The 16,574-nt window shown below is 67.1% G+C and carries 14 protein-coding genes and 2 pseudogenes; 6 read left to right on the top strand and 10 right to left on the bottom strand.

Features of this window, described 5'->3' with window-relative positions:
- Positions 1-478: 478 nt before the first annotated feature.
- Both JOF55_RS19775 and JOF55_RS19770 read right to left on the bottom strand, forming a co-directional pair.
- Positions 479-721 (bottom strand): hypothetical protein, encoded by a 243-nt coding sequence (locus JOF55_RS19775; protein ID WP_310276463.1) that lies wholly within the window; start codon positions 719-721, stop codon positions 479-481.
- Complete coding sequence (locus tag JOF55_RS19770; RefSeq protein ID WP_310276460.1) at positions 721-1,545, bottom strand: SAM-dependent methyltransferase; 825 nt, start codon at positions 1,543-1,545, stop codon at positions 721-723. The genes JOF55_RS19775 and JOF55_RS19770 overlap by 1 nt, the downstream gene beginning before the upstream one ends.
- A 244-nt stretch (positions 1,546-1,789) precedes the next feature.
- Here JOF55_RS19770 and JOF55_RS19765 point away from each other — a divergent pair, with 244 nt between their 5' ends.
- Positions 1,790-2,518: a mycothiol-dependent nitroreductase Rv2466c family protein gene (locus JOF55_RS19765; protein WP_310276458.1), complete on the top strand. Its 729-nt coding sequence runs from the start codon at positions 1,790-1,792 to the stop codon at positions 2,516-2,518.
- Positions 2,519-2,846: 328 nt separating this feature from the next.
- Entirely contained in the window at positions 2,847-3,476 is a 630-nt protein-coding gene (locus tag JOF55_RS19760; RefSeq protein ID WP_310276453.1) for a helix-turn-helix domain-containing protein, read from the top strand.
- On the opposite strand, the pseudogene JOF55_RS24565 reads toward JOF55_RS19760, so the two are convergent.
- Both JOF55_RS24565 and nhaA read right to left on the bottom strand, forming a co-directional pair.
- Positions 3,440-3,701 (bottom strand): annotated as a pseudogene (locus JOF55_RS24565) (radical SAM protein); the annotation flags it as partial. The gene JOF55_RS19760 and the pseudogene JOF55_RS24565 sit on opposite strands and share 37 nt — an antisense overlap.
- 59 nt (positions 3,702-3,760) lie before the next feature.
- Positions 3,761-5,614, bottom strand: coding sequence for a Na+/H+ antiporter NhaA (nhaA, locus tag JOF55_RS19755; protein ID WP_310276450.1), 1,854 nt, complete (start codon positions 5,612-5,614; stop codon positions 3,761-3,763).
- Positions 5,615-5,939: 325 nt separating this feature from the next.
- Between nhaA and JOF55_RS19750 the strand changes: the two genes are divergently transcribed.
- Both JOF55_RS19750 and JOF55_RS24560 read left to right on the top strand, forming a co-directional pair.
- Complete coding sequence (locus JOF55_RS19750) at positions 5,940-6,227, top strand: hypothetical protein (protein ID WP_310276448.1); 288 nt, start codon at positions 5,940-5,942, stop codon at positions 6,225-6,227.
- Positions 6,119-6,342, top strand: a pseudogene (locus JOF55_RS24560) (hydroxyquinol 1,2-dioxygenase); the annotation flags it as partial. The gene JOF55_RS19750 and the pseudogene JOF55_RS24560, both read left to right, overlap by 109 nt.
- A gap of 109 nt (positions 6,343-6,451) precedes the next feature.
- On the opposite strand, the gene JOF55_RS19745 reads toward JOF55_RS24560, so the two are convergent.
- Positions 6,452-7,705, bottom strand: coding sequence for an MFS transporter (locus JOF55_RS19745; RefSeq protein ID WP_310276445.1), 1,254 nt, complete (start codon positions 7,703-7,705; stop codon positions 6,452-6,454).
- A 55-nt stretch (positions 7,706-7,760) separates the two neighbouring features.
- Positions 7,761-9,338, bottom strand: coding sequence for a benzoylformate decarboxylase (gene mdlC / locus JOF55_RS19740; RefSeq protein ID WP_310276441.1), 1,578 nt, complete (start codon positions 9,336-9,338; stop codon positions 7,761-7,763).
- A 97-nt stretch (positions 9,339-9,435) separates the two neighbouring features.
- Here mdlC and JOF55_RS19735 point away from each other — a divergent pair, with 97 nt between their 5' ends.
- Positions 9,436-10,335, top strand: coding sequence for a LysR family transcriptional regulator (locus JOF55_RS19735; RefSeq protein ID WP_310276439.1), 900 nt, complete (start codon positions 9,436-9,438; stop codon positions 10,333-10,335).
- Positions 10,336-10,408: 73 nt separating this feature from the next.
- Here JOF55_RS19735 and JOF55_RS19730 read toward each other — a convergent pair whose 3' ends face one another.
- Positions 10,409-11,224 (bottom strand): ROK family protein, encoded by an 816-nt coding sequence (locus JOF55_RS19730; RefSeq protein ID WP_310276437.1) that lies wholly within the window; start codon positions 11,222-11,224, stop codon positions 10,409-10,411.
- A gap of 32 nt (positions 11,225-11,256) precedes the next feature.
- Here JOF55_RS19730 and JOF55_RS19725 point away from each other — a divergent pair, with 32 nt between their 5' ends.
- The gene (locus JOF55_RS19725) at positions 11,257-12,180 is read left to right on the top strand and encodes an endo-1,4-beta-xylanase (RefSeq protein WP_310278472.1); all 924 of its coding nucleotides are present in this window, start codon (positions 11,257-11,259) and stop codon (positions 12,178-12,180) included.
- Positions 12,181-12,428: 248 nt separating this feature from the next.
- On the opposite strand, the gene JOF55_RS19720 is transcribed toward JOF55_RS19725, so the two are convergent.
- The 3 genes from JOF55_RS19720 to JOF55_RS19710 form a co-directional block, all read right to left on the bottom strand.
- Positions 12,429-13,109 (bottom strand): response regulator, encoded by a 681-nt coding sequence (locus tag JOF55_RS19720; protein ID WP_310276435.1) that lies wholly within the window; start codon positions 13,107-13,109, stop codon positions 12,429-12,431.
- Positions 13,099-14,676 (bottom strand): PAS domain-containing sensor histidine kinase, encoded by a 1,578-nt coding sequence (locus JOF55_RS19715; protein ID WP_310276432.1) that lies wholly within the window; start codon positions 14,674-14,676, stop codon positions 13,099-13,101. Before JOF55_RS19715 ends, JOF55_RS19720 begins: the two co-directional genes overlap by 11 nt.
- Before the next feature lie 166 nt (positions 14,677-14,842).
- A complete protein-coding gene (locus JOF55_RS19710; protein ID WP_310276430.1) occupies positions 14,843-16,114 on the bottom strand; it encodes an MFS transporter in 1,272 nt (423 codons plus the stop codon).
- Positions 16,115-16,574 lie beyond the last annotated feature (460 nt).

Raw genomic sequence — 16,574 nt, 5'->3', positions numbered from 1 at the left:
CCGTCTCACCCGCCATCATCGGAAGTCGGCACATACGCAGTCGTCAGCGCGCGATCGACACTTGCCTACGAGAATCCGCGTATACCAACCCCGAGGTTGCCGCTACTCGGTCCCGAGCTCCGAAGAACTTCCGCAACAGGCACCCTCCCCGGACGAATCGACCTTGAGTCTTCGGCGGCAATCGACATCGTGAAAAGCCGATCTACACCGGAAGGTGCACATGAGACGTGGACGGCGCGGGCACCCGTGCGTACCCGACACCTCCCGCATGGGACTGTGGCGGTGCCCCGAATGCGACCAGCAGTGGGAGATCCACGGCGTTGCCGGGCACGTCCAGGTCCGCAGGGTGAGCCGGATCGGACGATTCATCGCCCGACTTCTGGGATCCTGACCGTCAACGCGGCACTTCTCGGTCATCAGTCGGGCAAGGCAATCGGGGTGTGTCACCAAGTTGACGTGAGATCGCAGCAATCGACCTCTACGCGCACGGCAGCGCGATCATGAACACCCTGCAGCAGCTGGTCGGCGCGGCGGGACCGCCCTGCTCATCGCCGCCATGTCCATCGGCACTGCGGCAGCCGCAGGCGGTGCGGCCGAGGCCCAGGCCCAGACCCTCGGTACGCAGGGCGCGTTCATCCTCGGCGGCTGCCTGGGGATCATCGCCGTGATCTGCGCCCCGCTCGTGCGGCGCCTCCGCGAGGTCACCGAGGTCTGGTGGCATCAGGGTTTGATCGCAACACCGCACCAGGTCAACGCCCGCTCCGGCTGCGAATCCGGTTCGGATGCCGGGTCGGGTCGCCATTGCGAGGTGTAGACCACGCCGGGAGAAATCAGATCGAACCCCGTGAACAGGGCCGTGACGTCGGCATGGGTGCGCACCGTCAACGGGCTGGAACTGTCGGCGAAGACCTCGGTCTGCAAACGGTGCATCAACTCGGGTCGGTCGTCGGCGGTCATGTGGCTGATCGCCACGACACTGCCCGATGTCAAGGCGGCACGGTAGCGCTGCATGAGCGTGGTGATGTCGTCGCCGGGACTTACGTAGTGCAACGCGGCGACCATGATCACCGCCACGGGCCGGTCGAAGTCCAGCAGCGCGGCAGTCTCCGGAGCGGTCAGGACCGCCTCCGGATCACGCAGGTCAGCCTGCACCACGGCCGCCCGAGTATTGTTGCGCAACAGGTGGCGGGTATGCGCCACGGTCATCTGTTCGTTGTCGACGTAGACCACCCGCGCGGCCGGGTTGTGCCGCTGGGCGATCTCGTGGACATTGCCGACCGTGGGAATGCCCGAGCCGAGATCGAGGAACTGGTCGATGCCCCGCCCCAGGGCATAGCACACCGCACGATGCAAAAACGCCCGGTTTTCGCGCGGCACGAGCGGCCCGTCCGGATTGAGCTCGTGCATCAAGCGGATCTGTCTGCGATCGACCTCGAAGTTGTGGTCACCGCCGAGCCCGTAGTCATACATCCTGGCCGGATTCGGTTGCGTGAGGTCGATATCGGATACCGCAGCGAACGATCTCGGGACGGATTGCTCGGACATCGAATTCTCCTCGCTGTGGTCCCACCAGTCAGCCGCACTATCAGACCGTTATCGGGTTGCGGCGTCAAGTGGGCAAGCCGTAACGAACCGGTCGACCTCGCACATCGGCCGTCCACGAGACCGCCGACGGAAGTCGACTCCGGTACTTCGTCCCGTCCACACCCGACGCCAAGGTGGTCGGACGGGTGCTGCTGAATGGTGCAGCTCCGACCGCCGTACGGTATGTCCGGGTTATCCTTTGCGGATGGCCGATGCAGACATCCATTTCTACTTCGACCCGGTGTGCCCGTTCTGCTGGATGACCAGCAAGTGGGTGCGCACGGTGCAGGCGCAGCGCGACTACACCGTGGACTGGCGGTTCATCTCGCTGCGGCTGGTCAACGCCACGGTCGACTACGACGCGCAGTTCCCACCCGAGTACGAGGCGGGCCACACCGCAGGACTTCGGCTGCTGCGGGTGGCAGCCCGCACCCGCGCCGAGCACGGACGCGACGCCGTCGCCTCCCTGTACACCGCGTTCGGAACCCACATCTTCGACCGAGAACCGGTACCCGACACCGCCACAGCCCACGGGCACCGCGGCACCCGCGAGTTCGTGGAGCCGATCCTGGCCGAGGCAGGCCTGCCGAGCGAGCTCGCCGACGCGCTGGACGAGGCCGGCCGGGACGAGGAGATCCGCGCAGAAACCGACGAAGCGCTGGCGCTGACCGGCAAGGATGTGGGCACGCCGATCCTGCACTTCGAGCCTCCCACCGGCGTCGCGTTCTTCGGTCCGGTGATCAGTCGCCTTCCCAGCGACGAGCAGGCCCTCGAGCTCTGGGACCACGTCGTCGGGCTGGCCCGCTTCCCCGGTTTCGCCGAGATGAAACGCAGTCTGCGTGAGCTCCCGCAACTGCGTGCACTCGGAGTCGGCGAAAGCGAAGTGGGCAAACAGGAGGACTGGCACGGTGGCAGCCGCCGCCAAAAACGCTGACACGACATCACTCGCGCGCGACAGGAAAGAGAGTGTCAGCGCGATGACATGATGACGCTATGACCTTCTCCCGCCTGCCACGACGGCGCTGGACCGCGCGATACGCCTGCTGGGGCGGATGCTCGACCATCGGCGACCGATACTGCTGCGCCTCGGAACCACCTTGGAAGTGCTGTTGGCTCTCAGAGCGGTGCGCCGGCACGCAGGCACCTCGGGCCGGCATCATCACCGGGACCGGGACAGCCGCACGAGCGGCTCCGGATGACATCGGCCCAGCCGGTGGGTACAGTAATCGCAATCTTTGTTGCTGATTCGGCAAAATGACGGCATGGACAACGACCTCGACCAAGCGATCGCCGCAGCCGGACCCCGGCTACGCGCGCTGCGCAGGCGGCGCGAGACCACGCTGGCCGATCTGTCGGCAGCGACCGGCATCTCGGTGAGCACCCTGTCCCGGCTGGAGTCCGGTGCTCGCAGGCCGACTCTCGAACTACTGCTCCCGCTGGCCAGAGCCCACGGCGTCACGCTCGACGAACTCGTCGGCGCGCCACCCACCGGAGACCCGCGCATCCACCTGCGCCCGGTTACCTGCCACGGCATGACCATCCTGCCCCTGACCCGCCGAGCCGGCGGTATCCAGGCATACAAGCTCGTGATCCCGGACGGTGGCCACCGAAGAGAACCCGATCCACAGACCCACGAGGGCTACGAATGGCTCTACGTCCTCAACGGACGGCTCCGGCTCGTCCTCGACGAACAGGATCTGGTGCTCTCACCCGGCGAAGCGGCCGAGTTCGACACCCGCGTACCGCACTGGTTCGGCGCCGCCGATGCCGAGCCCGTCGAGTTCCTCAGCCTCTTCGGCAAGCAGGGCGAACGCGCACACCTGCGCGCCCGCCCCAAGACGACACGTTCCCCCGGACAATCCGACGGACAGCCCTCGGCGACCTCGGTCTGAAACGCCAACGGAATCGTGCCCGGCTTGTTGAACCTCGCCGAATCGAGGTAGGCCTGCGCACCGCCGTAGACCAGAGCCTCGAACCCCCCCCCCGTGCTCGCGGCAGCGTTTGCGCAGGTACACCTTGTTGTCGCGGATGTTGACCTGGGCGCCGACGACGACCTTGCACACCGGACACACGTTCTTGGTGTATTCCACGAACACCTCATCACGATCCCGCTGCATGCGGGAACGGCCTTCGCCCGGGCCACCGAGCTCCGCCAACGCGGCACTGAGCCCGCCGTTCACTCGTGCATGGCGGCCTCGATCGCGGCCGTGAGCGACTTCGCGTCGTTGGCACCGGTGTAGCGCCTGCCGTTGACGAAGAAGGTGGGGGTGCCGCGGACACCGCTGGCGCGACCCGAGGCGATGTCGGCATCCACCCTGTCGGTGTGCCTGCGCACATTCCGGCTGGTGACCGCCTCGGCAGAGAGGCCGATCCGTTCGGCTTGAGCGGCCAGACCATCGGTGTCCAGCTGTCGCTGGTGGGTGAACAGCTGTTCGTGCATGTCCCAGAATCGGCCTCGACTCCCGGCTTCCTCCGCGGCGAGTGCGGCTCTGCGCGCGTGCGGGTGCAGCGAGTCGACCGGGTAGTGCCGGAACACGAAGCGCAGTCGGTCCCCGTAGCGTGCTCGGAGGTCCCGCACCACTGGGTGCATGCCGCCGCAGTGGGGACACTCGTAGTCCGCGTATTCCACGAGTGTGACCGGGGCTGTCGGCGGACCGAGAACGTGGTCGCCCTCGGAAACCGGCTCGGCCAGCGTGTCCGGCAACTGCTCCGCGCTTTCGTCCTCTCCGGGCGGAGCACATACCGCGCCCCGATTCCATGCCAACCAGAAAATCACTCGTCCGATGGCCGCGGCCAGTAGCGAACCGACCAGGATGCCGACCTTCGCCTCGCTGCGCAGTGCTTCCTCGGCGAAGGCCAGCTCGGTGATGAACAGCGACACCGTGAACCCGATTCCGGCCAGGGCCGCGCCACCGAGCAGCTGGCCCCACACCAACTGGCCGGGAAGCGCCCCGAGCCCGAACCGCAGGCCGAACCAGCTGCCCAGGACCACTCCGGTGAACTTGCCGACCACCAAGCCGACCACGATGCCCAGCGTCACCCGCGATGTCGCTGCCCGCGACAACGTGTCCACCCCGAGCGGGATCCCGGCATTGGCCAGCGCGAACAACGGGATCACGGCATAGCTGGTCCACGGGTGCAGGCGAAGCTGGAGCCGTTCGTTCGGAGGCACCGCTGCCTGCAGCTCGCGTCGTGCGGCAAGCCCACGCTCCGGCGTGGGATTGCGCGTGAAGGCCTGGGCCAGCTCGCCGACCCGCAGCACCCGCACATCCGGCGGGGTGTAGACGCGAACGAGGACGCCCAGTGCCAGCCCGACGACGGTGGGATGCACTCCCGACTCGACGGTGAACACCCAGATCGACAACGCGAGCACGGTGAACAGCGGAGCCCACCGGATACCGATCCGCCGCAACACCAGCACGAGCACGAACAACGCGACAGCGGTCACCAGCGCGGAGATCCTGATCTCGGTTGTGTAGACGATCGCGATGACACCGATCGCCCCCACGTCGTCCACGACGGCCAAGGTCAACAGGAACACCCGCAGCGGATCCGGGCATCGCGGCCCGACCAACGCCAGCACACCCAGTACGAACGCGGTGTCGGTGGCCATCGGGATCCCCCACCCGATCGCTCCCGGACCTCCGGCGTTGATCACCAGGTACAGCACCGCGGGAATCGACAGCCCGCCCAGCGCGGCCAGCAACGGAACCGCCACCATACGGCGGTTGCGCATCTCGCCGAGGGTGAACTCGCGGGAGACCTCCATGCCGATGACGAAGAAGAACAGGGCCATGAGCCCGTCGTTGATCCAGTGCCGCAGGTCCAGCTGCAGTTCCAGTCCGCCGAGGCGAACCGCCAGTGGGGTGTGCCAGAGAGCTTCGTAACTCGCGGCGAGCGGGGAGTTGGCCCACACGAGCGCGACCACGGTCGCTGCCAGCAGCAGCAGCGTGCCGCTCGCCTCGGTGGACAGGAACGCCTGCACCGCCCGCGGCAAGGATCGGGTGGATGTGGGCGAGGGCAACCTCATCGCGTGCAGACCTCCAGGTGGCGCGCAGCGGGACCGTCCTCGTCCGGGCAAGGCAGCCGGATCGAGTGTTGGCTGCCCGTAAGACGGGGCTGGAGGGATATCTTGCGCATGCCGCACGCTGATCGCACACGGTCGCCGGCGAGGGCCTCAACGCGCTGCGAGCCACACTGGGCGCACCCCGAGCATTGAAGGACTGCGGAATGGCCGCGGAGTTGATCCTGCCCGTCGTCCCCGAAACCAATCCCCGAGCACTCGGCAGCGCCGATCTGGAAGAACTCCTGCGCGCCGCCCACGCGGGCAGCACCCGGTGAAGGGAAACACCGCCATGACCGACTCCACCGAGCACGCCCCGAACTCCGCGGAACAGGTCCCCGCCAAACAAGCCGCCGTCGAGGACCGCCTCGTCGAGGAGGTCCTCACCTCGTTCGACAACACACCCGACCCGCGCAGGAAACAGGTGATGCAGTCCCTGCCCCGGCACCTGCACTTCCTGGTCACCGCGGAAGGCTGGTCACCGCGGAAGGTCTGCGCACGCTCGTCACGCACATCTTCGGGGACGGTGACCCGCAGACCGAGATCGGCGACAGCGTATTCGGGGCCAAGGACTCGCTGATCAAGCAGTTCGTGCAGCAGGAGGCAGGCACCCCACCCCCGATGGGCGGGATCTCGGCGACCGGTTCTGGGCCCGGGCCCGCTTCGACATCGTCCTCGCCCCAGCCGATTCCTGATGCCGATCACGCGCTGGTCGACTGCGGATATCCATCGCCATTCCCCGTAAGTGCATGCCGGACCGCGTCCGGGCTCCCGGGTGAGCCGACCCGAGAGCCCAGCGCTCCGTCATACCCGGTCGGGTGCCGGAGTCCGAGTGACGCTCTCGGACGCAGCACCGCCCGCTCCCACGTTCCGCGACACCCAGGGTGCCGCGGCCATGGCCAGCAGCCCGAGCAGTGCTGCAGCCGCGAAGAAGTAGAAGCCCCACGGGTAGGCCACACCGGTGCTGACCAGCACCCCGGTGATGAGGGGACCACCGATGGCGCCGAACCGCCCGACAGCGGAGGTGATTCCCAGCGCCGAGCCGCGGATCCGCTCCGGGTAGGACTGGGCGATGTAGGCGTAGACCAGTACCTGGGCGGAGAAGACGAAAACACCGGCCAGGAAGATGACCGCGTTGAGCAGCAGGCTCACCTGAATGCGAATGCTCAATGCCGCCAGCAGAACCGCGCCGAGGCCGAACCAGATCAGAATGGTACGCGAGATCCCCCGCGTGTCGCCCACGTGACCGGCCAGGAACATCCCGAGGACACCGCCGGCGTTGAGCACGAACAGCAGTGTGATCGAGGTCGACACGTCGTAGCCGGCCGTCTCCATCAGGCTGGGCAGCCAGGTGTTGAGCCCGTAGACCAGCAGCAGACCCATGAACGTGGCCACCCACACCGACAAGGTGGTCCGCAGGAACCGCGGACGCAGCAGGTCCAGCACGGTGACCTTCTCGGCTTTCTCGGCCTTCTCGGCCGGTGCCTGCACGGAGGCGGTCTCCGGCAACTTCGACCACATGATCCCCGCGAGAATCAGCCCGGCCGCACCGCCTGCGACAAACAGCACCTGCCAGGTGTCGCGCACCGCCAAGGCCATCAAGGACGCTGCCACGGCCCCGCAGTGGTAGCCGGTCATGGTGGTGGTGTTCGCCCGCGCGCGGCGCTCGGGCGGCAGGTACTCGGACATCACGGCCAGCGCGGTCGGCATGCAGGCGCCGAGTCCGATTCCGGCCAGCAGCCGAAGTGCCGCGAAGACCTCGACGTTCGGCGACAGCGGAATCAGCAGGGTGAACAGCGAGAAGCTCGCCACGGAGGCGATCAGTACCTTGCGACGCCCGATCACGTCCGCCAGCGGGGTCACGAAGGCCGCACCGACCATCACCCCGACGAGCGAGACCGTGGCGACCATCGTGAACTCCGTCGGAGTGAACTCCAGACCCACGGCGTCCTGGAGTGCCAGGCCGACCGCGCCGAGCGCGACCAGATCGAAGCCTTCCAGCATGACGGTCAGCCAGCACAGGGCAGCCGGCCAGGAAAGGCGTGACTTGGATGTCATGGGGTCTCCCGAAAAATCGACGAAGGAGATCAGCAGGGATTACAGGCTCGCCCGGTCAGGCGGGGGTGGTGGTCACGGTGTCGACCTGGATCAGGCGCGGCCCCGTGGGAGACTCGGCCAGCACGGCCCGCAACTGATCCAGGCTCCGGGCGTGGATCGCGGAGACTCCGTACCCCTCGGCGATACGGGTGAAGTCCAGGCCTGGGATCGTCGTCCCGGGAGCATCGGAGGCGTCGAGCAAGTCGGCGAACCACTCCAGCGCACCATAGCTGCCGTTGCGCAGCAGCACGTAGGTCACCGGCACTCCCAACTGCGCAGCGGTCCACAGCCCGGTGATGCCGTAGTTGGCGGAGCCGTCTCCGATCACGCCCACGACGGGTCGGTCCGGCCGCCCCAGGGCCACCCCCACGGCAGCGGGAATACCGAAACCCAAACCGCCGGAGGCGGGGAAGAAGTAGGAGCCCCCTCGGCGCAGATCCACCTGGCGCCACCACGACCCGTTGGTCGACGTCGACTCGACGACGTAGCTGGTCTCGGCCGGCTGCGTGTCGCGCAGTGCCGCGAAGACCTGCTCGGGATGCAACGCGGTGTCCGTACCCTCGGCCGGTGCGGCAGGCACGGTGTAGGCGGACGGCTCGGCGGGATTGTCCGGCAGTGCCTTGAGCAGTTCACCGATCACCGCCCCCGGTTCGGTCACGACGGCCGCACCGAACGGTGCCCGCGCCGCGGCCTCGGCGTCATCGGTGATCTGGAGCAGCCGCGTGCCTTCCCGCAGGTACTCACCGGGCAGGTGCTCGTGGTACCGAAATACCGGCGCCCCCAGCACCAGCACCAGGTCGTGGCCGGCCAGCGCCTCCGCGAGCGGAGCAATCCCGGCGGGCAGCACCCCCTGGAACAGCGGGTGCCGGTTCGGGAAGGGCAGCCGGAACAGTGACGGCGCCGCCCAGGTCGCAGCGCCCAGCCGCTCGGCGAGCGCGGTTGCCTGGTCGAAGAGTCCGTCGGTGTCGATGTCCCCGCCGAGGACCAACGCCGGCCGCTTCGCCGCCTGCACCTCGCCGACGAGCCGCGCGATCTGCGACGGGCCGGGGTGTGCCGCTCGTTCGACGGAGCGGTCGAGCACCGCTCGTGCGTTGGGTTCCGCCTCGACATCCCAGTCGTCGTAGGGGACGGACAGATAGGTCGGTCGCCTGCGCAGCTGCGCCTCGACGATCGCCTGTGCCAAGGAGCGCGGCACATCGCCGGCGCAACTGGGTTCACTCGCCCAGCCGACCAGGGGCTTGGCGAGCTGGGTGGCATCCACGTTGGCCAGCATCGCTTCCGGTCCGATCGCGGGGCGCACCTGCTGTCCTGCGGTGATGACCAGTGGTGTGCGGGAGTAGACCGCGTTGGTCAGGGCTCCCATGGCATTGCCCGATCCCGATGCGGCGTGCAGGTTGACCATCACGGGTTGCCCCGTCGCTTGGGCGTACCCGTCGGCCATCCCCACGACGGCGCCCTCATGCAGCCCGAGGACGTAGCGGAAGGAATCGGGCATACCGGTGAGGAAGGGCAGTTCGTTGGAACCGGGGTTGCCGAAGATCGTCGTGATCCCGTGCCGACGCATGATCTCGTACGCGACGTCGCGAACCAGCATTGCAACCTCCTGGCGTCTGTGGCTTGCCCCACCGTATGGAGCAGGAGTACTACTAATCCAATAGATAGTTCTCTCGTGAAATATAGATGCGTTCGATATGACTGATTTCGATCTCAACCTGGTCCGGATCTTCGTGCTGCTCTACGAAACCCGCAACGTCACCGCGACCGCCGAGGCCGTGCACGTGAGTCAGCCGACCGTGAGCTACAGCCTCGGCAAACTGCGTCGGCACTTCGGCGACGAGCTGTTCCGCCGCAGCCGGCATGGGCTTGTCCCCACCGCGGTGGCGGATCGGCTGTACGAGCCGTTGCAGCAATCACTCGCCGGAATCCAGCACGCGATCGCCCCCACCCGTGCCTTCGACCCCGTCACCTCGCATGCGCGCTTCACGATCGGTCTGTCCGACCTGGGCGAGGCGTCCCTGCTGCCTCGACTGCTCGGTCCGTTGCAGGAACAGGCACCCGGAGTCTCACTGATGGTGCGCCCATTGGACACGAGCGACTCCCCTCGCCAGTTGAGCCGAGGTGAGGTGGATGCGTTCATCGCGACACCGATCCTGTCCTCACCGCAGAGTCGCCGGATCCCCCTGTTCTCCGAGGGCTACTTCGCCATGGTCGCGAGCAACCATCCCCGTCTGCGTGGCGAGTCGGTGAGCGCCGCGCAGCTGCGCGCCGAACGACACATCCTCGTCGATGGTCCCTCGGGTCACGTCGGTCCCAAGCTCGCTCTGGAGACCCTGGAACTGCTCGACCACGTCGCGCTGCAGGTCGCCAAGTTCTCCGTGCTGCCCTATCTGGTGCAGCGCTCCGAGATGGTGGCCATCGTGCCCGCCTACGCCGGCCGTGCCTACGCGGCCAGCCACCCGGTGCGCCTGCTGCAGCTGCCGATCAGCCTGGAACCGCTGGAGATCGCCCTGTACGCGCTGCCCGAACGCTCCCGCAGCCCCGCCCAGCGCTGGCTGGTCGACTTCCTGCACCGAACCCTCGCCGAAAAGTGAAACGGCCGCCGCCGGAGTCCGGTGCGGATTTCGAAAACCATGCGAAAGCGAGTCGGTCCACCGGTGGTATGTCTCAGATTCCCAGGAGGTGTTCGAGTGCGAGTTGGTCGAGGTGTTCGTAGTGCGTGCTGCGTTGGGCGGCTGCTTCGAGGAGGTCGGCGGTGAAACCGAAGGCCGAAGCGGTGATGGGGCATATCGCCGCCTCTCCCGCGATGGCTCGGCTCCGTAGTTCCCGCATCGCGGTCGGGACCACGTAGGGAGCGACCGTGGCGAAGTACCCACCGAGCACGGTGGTGCCCGGGTTGAGCATGTTGACCGCGATCGAGATCCCGATGCCGAGCCAGCGACCGATCTCGTCGAGGCCGGCCAGGGCCTGTGGGTGGCCGGCCTCCACGCGCTGCAGTAGTACCCGCGCCTGCTCCTCGGGATCGCGGGACGTTCCGGCCATATCCGGTGCGGCCGCTCGGACCGCCGTAGCCAAACCGATCTTGGTCTCCAGACATCCACTCCGCCCGCAACCGCACGTTTGCCCGTAGGGATCGACCGGGATGTGCCCGATTTCCCCACTGAAACCGTCCGAACCGCGCAGCAGTCGCCCCTCGGCGATCGGCACGTCCTGCCAAAGCAGGTTCGGTGCGTAGCGCACGGTGCCACTCGGCACGTCCACGATCCCCGGTACGGCCACGCCGATACCGGCCAGCCGCGTGCCCGCCCGCTCCAGCTCGGTGATCGCTTCACCCGCGAGTCGTGTCAGCTCGCCCACCGCGCGGGACGCACCCGCCTGAACCGAGTCGAACCCGATTCGGCGATCGATCAACACCCTCTCGGCGAGGTCGACTCCGCGCACGGCGAGGTAGTTCGCGTTGATCTCCAGCCCCAGATCCGCCACCGCCCCACCGTCGAGCTCCAGCAGCGCAACCGCTGAAGGACACCACCAGCAGATACGTCGGCAGCGCGGTGGCCGCATCCGCGCTGACGAGCGAGGATGACTACCGCTCCGTGCTGACCCGCGAGTTCGACAGCATGACGCCGGAGAACGCGATGAAGTGGTCGGTCCTCGAACCGAACCGCGGCCAGTACAACTGGTCGGGCGCGGACGCCATCGTGGATTACGCCCAGCAGAACGGGAAAACCGTGCGCGGGCACACGCTGGTCTGGCACAAACAGCATCCGGACTGGCTGAACAACCTGTCCGCGACCGAGCTGCGCTCGGTGCTGAAAAAGCACATCACCACGGTGGTGAGCCGCTACCAGGGCAAGATCCGGGCGTGGGACGTGGTGAACGAGGTGTTCACCGAGGACGGCACCCGCCGGAACTCGATCTTCCAGCAGAAGCTCGGTGACGGCTGGATCGCCGACGCTTTCCGCTGGGCGCACCAGGCCGATCCCTCGGCCAAGCTGTACATCAACGACTACAACACCGAGTGGCGTAACGCGAAGAGCAACGCGCTGTACAACCTGGTGAAGTCATTGCGGCAGCAAGGGGTGCCGATCGAGGGCGTCGGGTTCCGGACACATCTGTCGATCCAGTACGAGTTCCCCGGCTGCTTCCACCAGAACCTGCAACGGTTCGCCGACCTCGACGTGGACGTCGCAATCACCGAAATCGATGCGCGGATGGCGACACCGCCCACCGAAGCGAAGCTCGAGACCCAGGCGCGCTACTTCAGGCAGGCCTGGGACGCATGCCATGCGGTGTCCCGCTGCGTGGAGTTCACCACCTGGGGCTTCACCGACCGCCACTCCTGGGTGCCGGACACCTTCCCCGGTGAGGGCGCAGCCTGTCTGTACGACGACTCGCTGAACCCGAAACCCGCCTACTACTGGCTCAACTCCACCGTCTGATCGACGCTCATGGGGGGCGTACGTCGTGCCGACGCCGTACGCCCCTCATCCGGAGAGGCGCTTCCGGGCTGTGTGAACCGTTCTCACTTTGACGGACAGGGTGCTATGCGAGGAGCTCGCGGATGTCGTCCTCTCTTCGGCAACGTCTGCGCAGGGTCGCGAGTTCGACACTGTGCAAGGCCACATGTTGCATGTGGGGCACGCTACCGGCGCCGCCCGGACACCTCTGCGCAAGTGCCCACGGCGGATCAGTCGGGTGAGGAGATGAGCCCTTCGCGGATGGCGAGTAGCGCGGCCTGGGTGCGCGAGGAGAGCTGAAGCTTGGCCAGCACGTTGCTGACATGTGTCCGCGCCGTGCGTTCACTGATCACGAGACGGTCGGCAACGCTTCGGTTGGAATGCCCTTGCGCGACGAGGGTGAGGATCTCCCGCTCCCGCTCTGTCAAGGACGTCAGCCCGACATGCGGCGCGGCCATCCGCTTGGTGAGCTGACGGGCCACGGCCGCGTCCAGGTGCACCTCTCCCGCTACGGCGGCCCGAATCGCGGTGGCGACCTCGTCGGGATCGGCATCCTTGAGCACGTAACCGGCCGCGCCCGCCGCGAGCGCAGCATGGACCCGTTCCACCTCACCGAAGCTGGACAGCACCACGACCCGCACCTGGGGGTGGTTCTTGACAATGGCTTCGGTCGCCTCCACACCGCCCAAGCGCGGCATTTGCAGGTCCATCAGCACCACGTCGGGCACGGGCTCGCCGAGGGTCTGCCACTGCCGCATCAGGGTGACCGCCTGCTGCCCGTCGGTTGCCTCTCCGAGCACGTGCAGAGTGGGCACGGTGTCGATGTAGGCCAGCAGACCACGACGGACGATCGCATGGTCGTCCACGACCATGACCCGGATGATCTCGGTGGAGGTCTCGTCACCGGCCATCGGTCCCTCCCTCCCCGGTTCCGACAATCGATGCGCCCGGGCCTGGCAGTACCACTCGAACCATCCAGCCACCTGCCGGGCAGGCACCTACGTCAAGCCGACCGCCCCAGCGCTGGGTCCTTTCTCGCATCGACACCAGCCCGAGCGTCTCGTGCTCCGCCTCGCCCGCAGTGGAGGTGCCGGACGTGCGGTCGGGGCCACATCCGTTGTCGATGACCTCGACAACCAAGTCACCGTCCTCGGAACGGGCGAACCGGATCTTCACCGCCGTGGCATGGGCATGCTTGACCACATTGTGCAGTGCCTCCTGGATAATGCGGTAGAGGTCCTCCTGGACGTCGATGCCGGAGTCCGGTTCCAGGTCGGGGGATGCCCGGACGTCGATGGCGAGACCGTTCCGCGCCTGCTGACTCGCGGCATGTGCTCGAACGGCCTCGACGAGGCCGCGCTCGGCCAGGTCCAGGGGGCGCAGTTCGAAGACGAGTCCACGGAGATCGGCCAGAGCACTCCGGGAGAGTTCCGCGAGCTCTTCGGCGCCACTGCGGATCCTGCCCGGATCGGCGTCCACGCGGTCGAGTTGCGCATGCAGTGCCTTGGCCTGCATGCGCATCGAGAGCAACTGCTGCACCACCGAATCATGCAGGTCCCTGGCCAGCCTACGGCGCTCGTCCAGCTGTGCCTGCGACCGCGTCTGGGTCAAGAGCGAGGCGGTGTCGATGGCCACGGCGGCGTGGTCGGCCATCGCCTCGAGGAAGGCCAGTGAGTGCGGACCGGGGTCCTCGTCGGGGACGTAGTAGGCGTTGATCACACCGAGGACCCTGCCGCGCACGATCAAGGGCATGGACACGAAACTGTCCCAGTCGGGGTAGCTCATGATGCCGTGGAGCGGGGCCCAGGCCGGGTCGGACAGGATCGCGGCCTTCCGGTGCGGGACCACGACCGGCTCACCGTTCTGGAACGCGTCCATGAAGCTGACTCTGGCGCCCCGTCGCCGACAGGCGCTCAGCCGTTCGGTGAAGTCCGCGGCGTCGTCGAAGCCGGCCATGCCCAGGACCCGCAGTTCGTCGCGGGGGTCGTCCATGGCCAGGATCTGAACGGCTGCGATGTTCGCCGTCATCGCGATCTCCCGTGCCACCGCGTCGAGGGTCGCGCGCAGCGAGCACGCGTCGGCGACGCTGGATGCCGCCCTGGCGATGGCTGTCAGCCGTTCCTGCTGGCGCAGGGCGTCTGTCACGTCGCTGAACCAGACCGCATGTGCCCCTCCTGCCACGGGCGCGAGGCAGTACTCGAGATCGCGTCGACGCCCGTCCGGGGCCGACCATGCCGTGTGGTGGCGGTCTTGCCGGGAGCCGTGCGGCGACACGTCACCGATCTCGAAAGGGGCCGTGCGCCCGACGATCTCGTCGGGCGGGAGACCGAGAAGTTCGGTGGCTGCGGTATTGAGCATGACGAAGCGCCCGTATCTGTCCAGCACGGCCAGACCGTCGGCGGACACCTCCATCAGGGCCTGGAGGACGGAATCGTCGATCGTGCCCGGCGACCAGGCGGATTCGGCAGTTGGTCCCACGTCGCTGTGCACCTCTACCTCGTCACCGGCCCGGCGCCTGTGCCGAGCCGACCTTTGTCGGGGACGGTACTCGAGAAGCCGTGTATCGCTTCGCACACCAGTGCTGCTCCGGCCGAGGTCCCGGGAGGATTCAGCCGGAGCAGCGTGTGGCGGACTGCACATGAGCTTACGCCGCCGGTTCGGTCTCCGTGGTGGGCGCGTTCGCCTGTTCGGCTCGTACGGCCGCACCGTTCTGACGGAGTCCGAGGACGGCCAGCAGGCTGACCAGCGACAGCCCCATCACGTAGCAGGCGATCGGCAGAGACGAGCCGTACGCACCGAAAAGTGCTGTCGCGACGATGGGAGTCACGGCACCGCCGATCATGCCGCCCAACTGGTAGGCGATGGAGATTCCGCTGTAGCGGAAGCTGACGTCGAAGATCTCGGTGAACAGGCCGCCCTGGGCTCCGGCCATGATGCCCTGCACGATCGCGGCAACGATGAAGGCGAACAGCGCCAAGCCGGTGGCGCCGGTGTTCACCAGACCGAACATCGGGATCGGCCACAGCACGGCGGTCAACGTGCCCAGCGCGTAGACCTTCTTGGAACCGAAGCGGTCGGAGGCCACCGCCGAGACGACGATCGTGCCCATCCACACCGCTGTCGAGACGAGTATCAGCGTGAGCAGGATGCTCCGTTCGAAGCCCACCACCGTGGTCCCGTAGGTGAGCATGTACACGATCACCGTGTAGCCGACCGCGGGCGGCGCGATGGCGGCCAGACTGGCCAGCACGAGAGTGCGGGGCCGGCGGCGGAACAGCTCCGCGGCCGGAACTTTGCTGACCGTATTTCCCTGCTTGGCCTTTTGGAACTCCGGCGCATCGGCCAGCCGGCTGCGGACAAGGAAACCGACGATCACCAGCAGCAGGCTGATCAGGAAGGGGATGCGCCAACCGTAGGCAATGAAGTTCTCGTCGGACATTCCCGAGACCGCGAGAAATGCCAGGTTGGAGGCCAGTACACCGATCGGCACGCCGAACTGGGCGAAACTGCCGTAGATCGCACGACGCCGCGGGGACGCATGCTCGGTGGCGATCAGGATGGCACCACCCCACTCACCACCCACACCGAAGCCTTGAACGAGGCGGAGCACGAGCAGCAGCAACGGCGCTGCGATGCCGATGGCGGCATAGGTGGGCAGCACGCCGATGAGGAACGTGGATCCACCCGTCAGCAGGAGAGTGAGAACGAGCATCGACTTGCGGCCGATCCGGTCACCGAAGTGACCGATGATCGCGGCACCCAGCGGACGAGCGATGAATCCCACGGCGAAAGTTCCGAAGGCCGCGATGGTGCCGGCCACAGGGGAGAAATCGGGGTAGAAGAGGCTCCCGAACACCAGCGCAGCGGCGGTACCGAAGATGTAGTAGTCGTACCACTCGATCGATGTACCGATCAAGCTGGCCGCGAAGAGGCTTTTCTTCGAAGGCCCGGTAGAGGGTCTCTGTGAGGCCACGGGTGCGTACTCCTCTGGAAGCGAAGACGGCGGATGTCCGTGGGACCACGCGAGTGACGATGGTCTCACGGTTGTGGTTGTAGGGAATGCAAGTCGGTCGACGTGCTGAATTCATCGGTCTTCTGCGGCGCCCGAGCTACGTCATGTGTCTCATCGGCGAGCGTCGCGGCCGTGTCGACCCACCCCTGCGAACGGCTCTTTCGTCGTGATCGGCGCCTCGAGCGGGCGGGCGGGCGGCACCGTCGGCAGCCAACGGGACGCACCTACGTCAAAAGTCTCGGTCCGGCCTGCCGCACCGGACCGGACACATCGGGCCGGGCGTACCGGGTATCCCGCACGCTCTCCGACCTATCGTGATCCGGCGCACAGTACGCAGCCGTTGCGCGGCCCCTGCGATCCCCGA

The sequence above is a fragment of the Haloactinomyces albus genome, from assembly GCF_031458135.1.
GTDB classification, from domain to species: Bacteria; Actinomycetota; Actinomycetes; order Mycobacteriales; family Pseudonocardiaceae; genus Haloactinomyces; species Haloactinomyces albus.
Note: the sequence above shows the minus strand (reverse complement) of the source record. Positions and strands in the feature narration are given on the sequence as shown.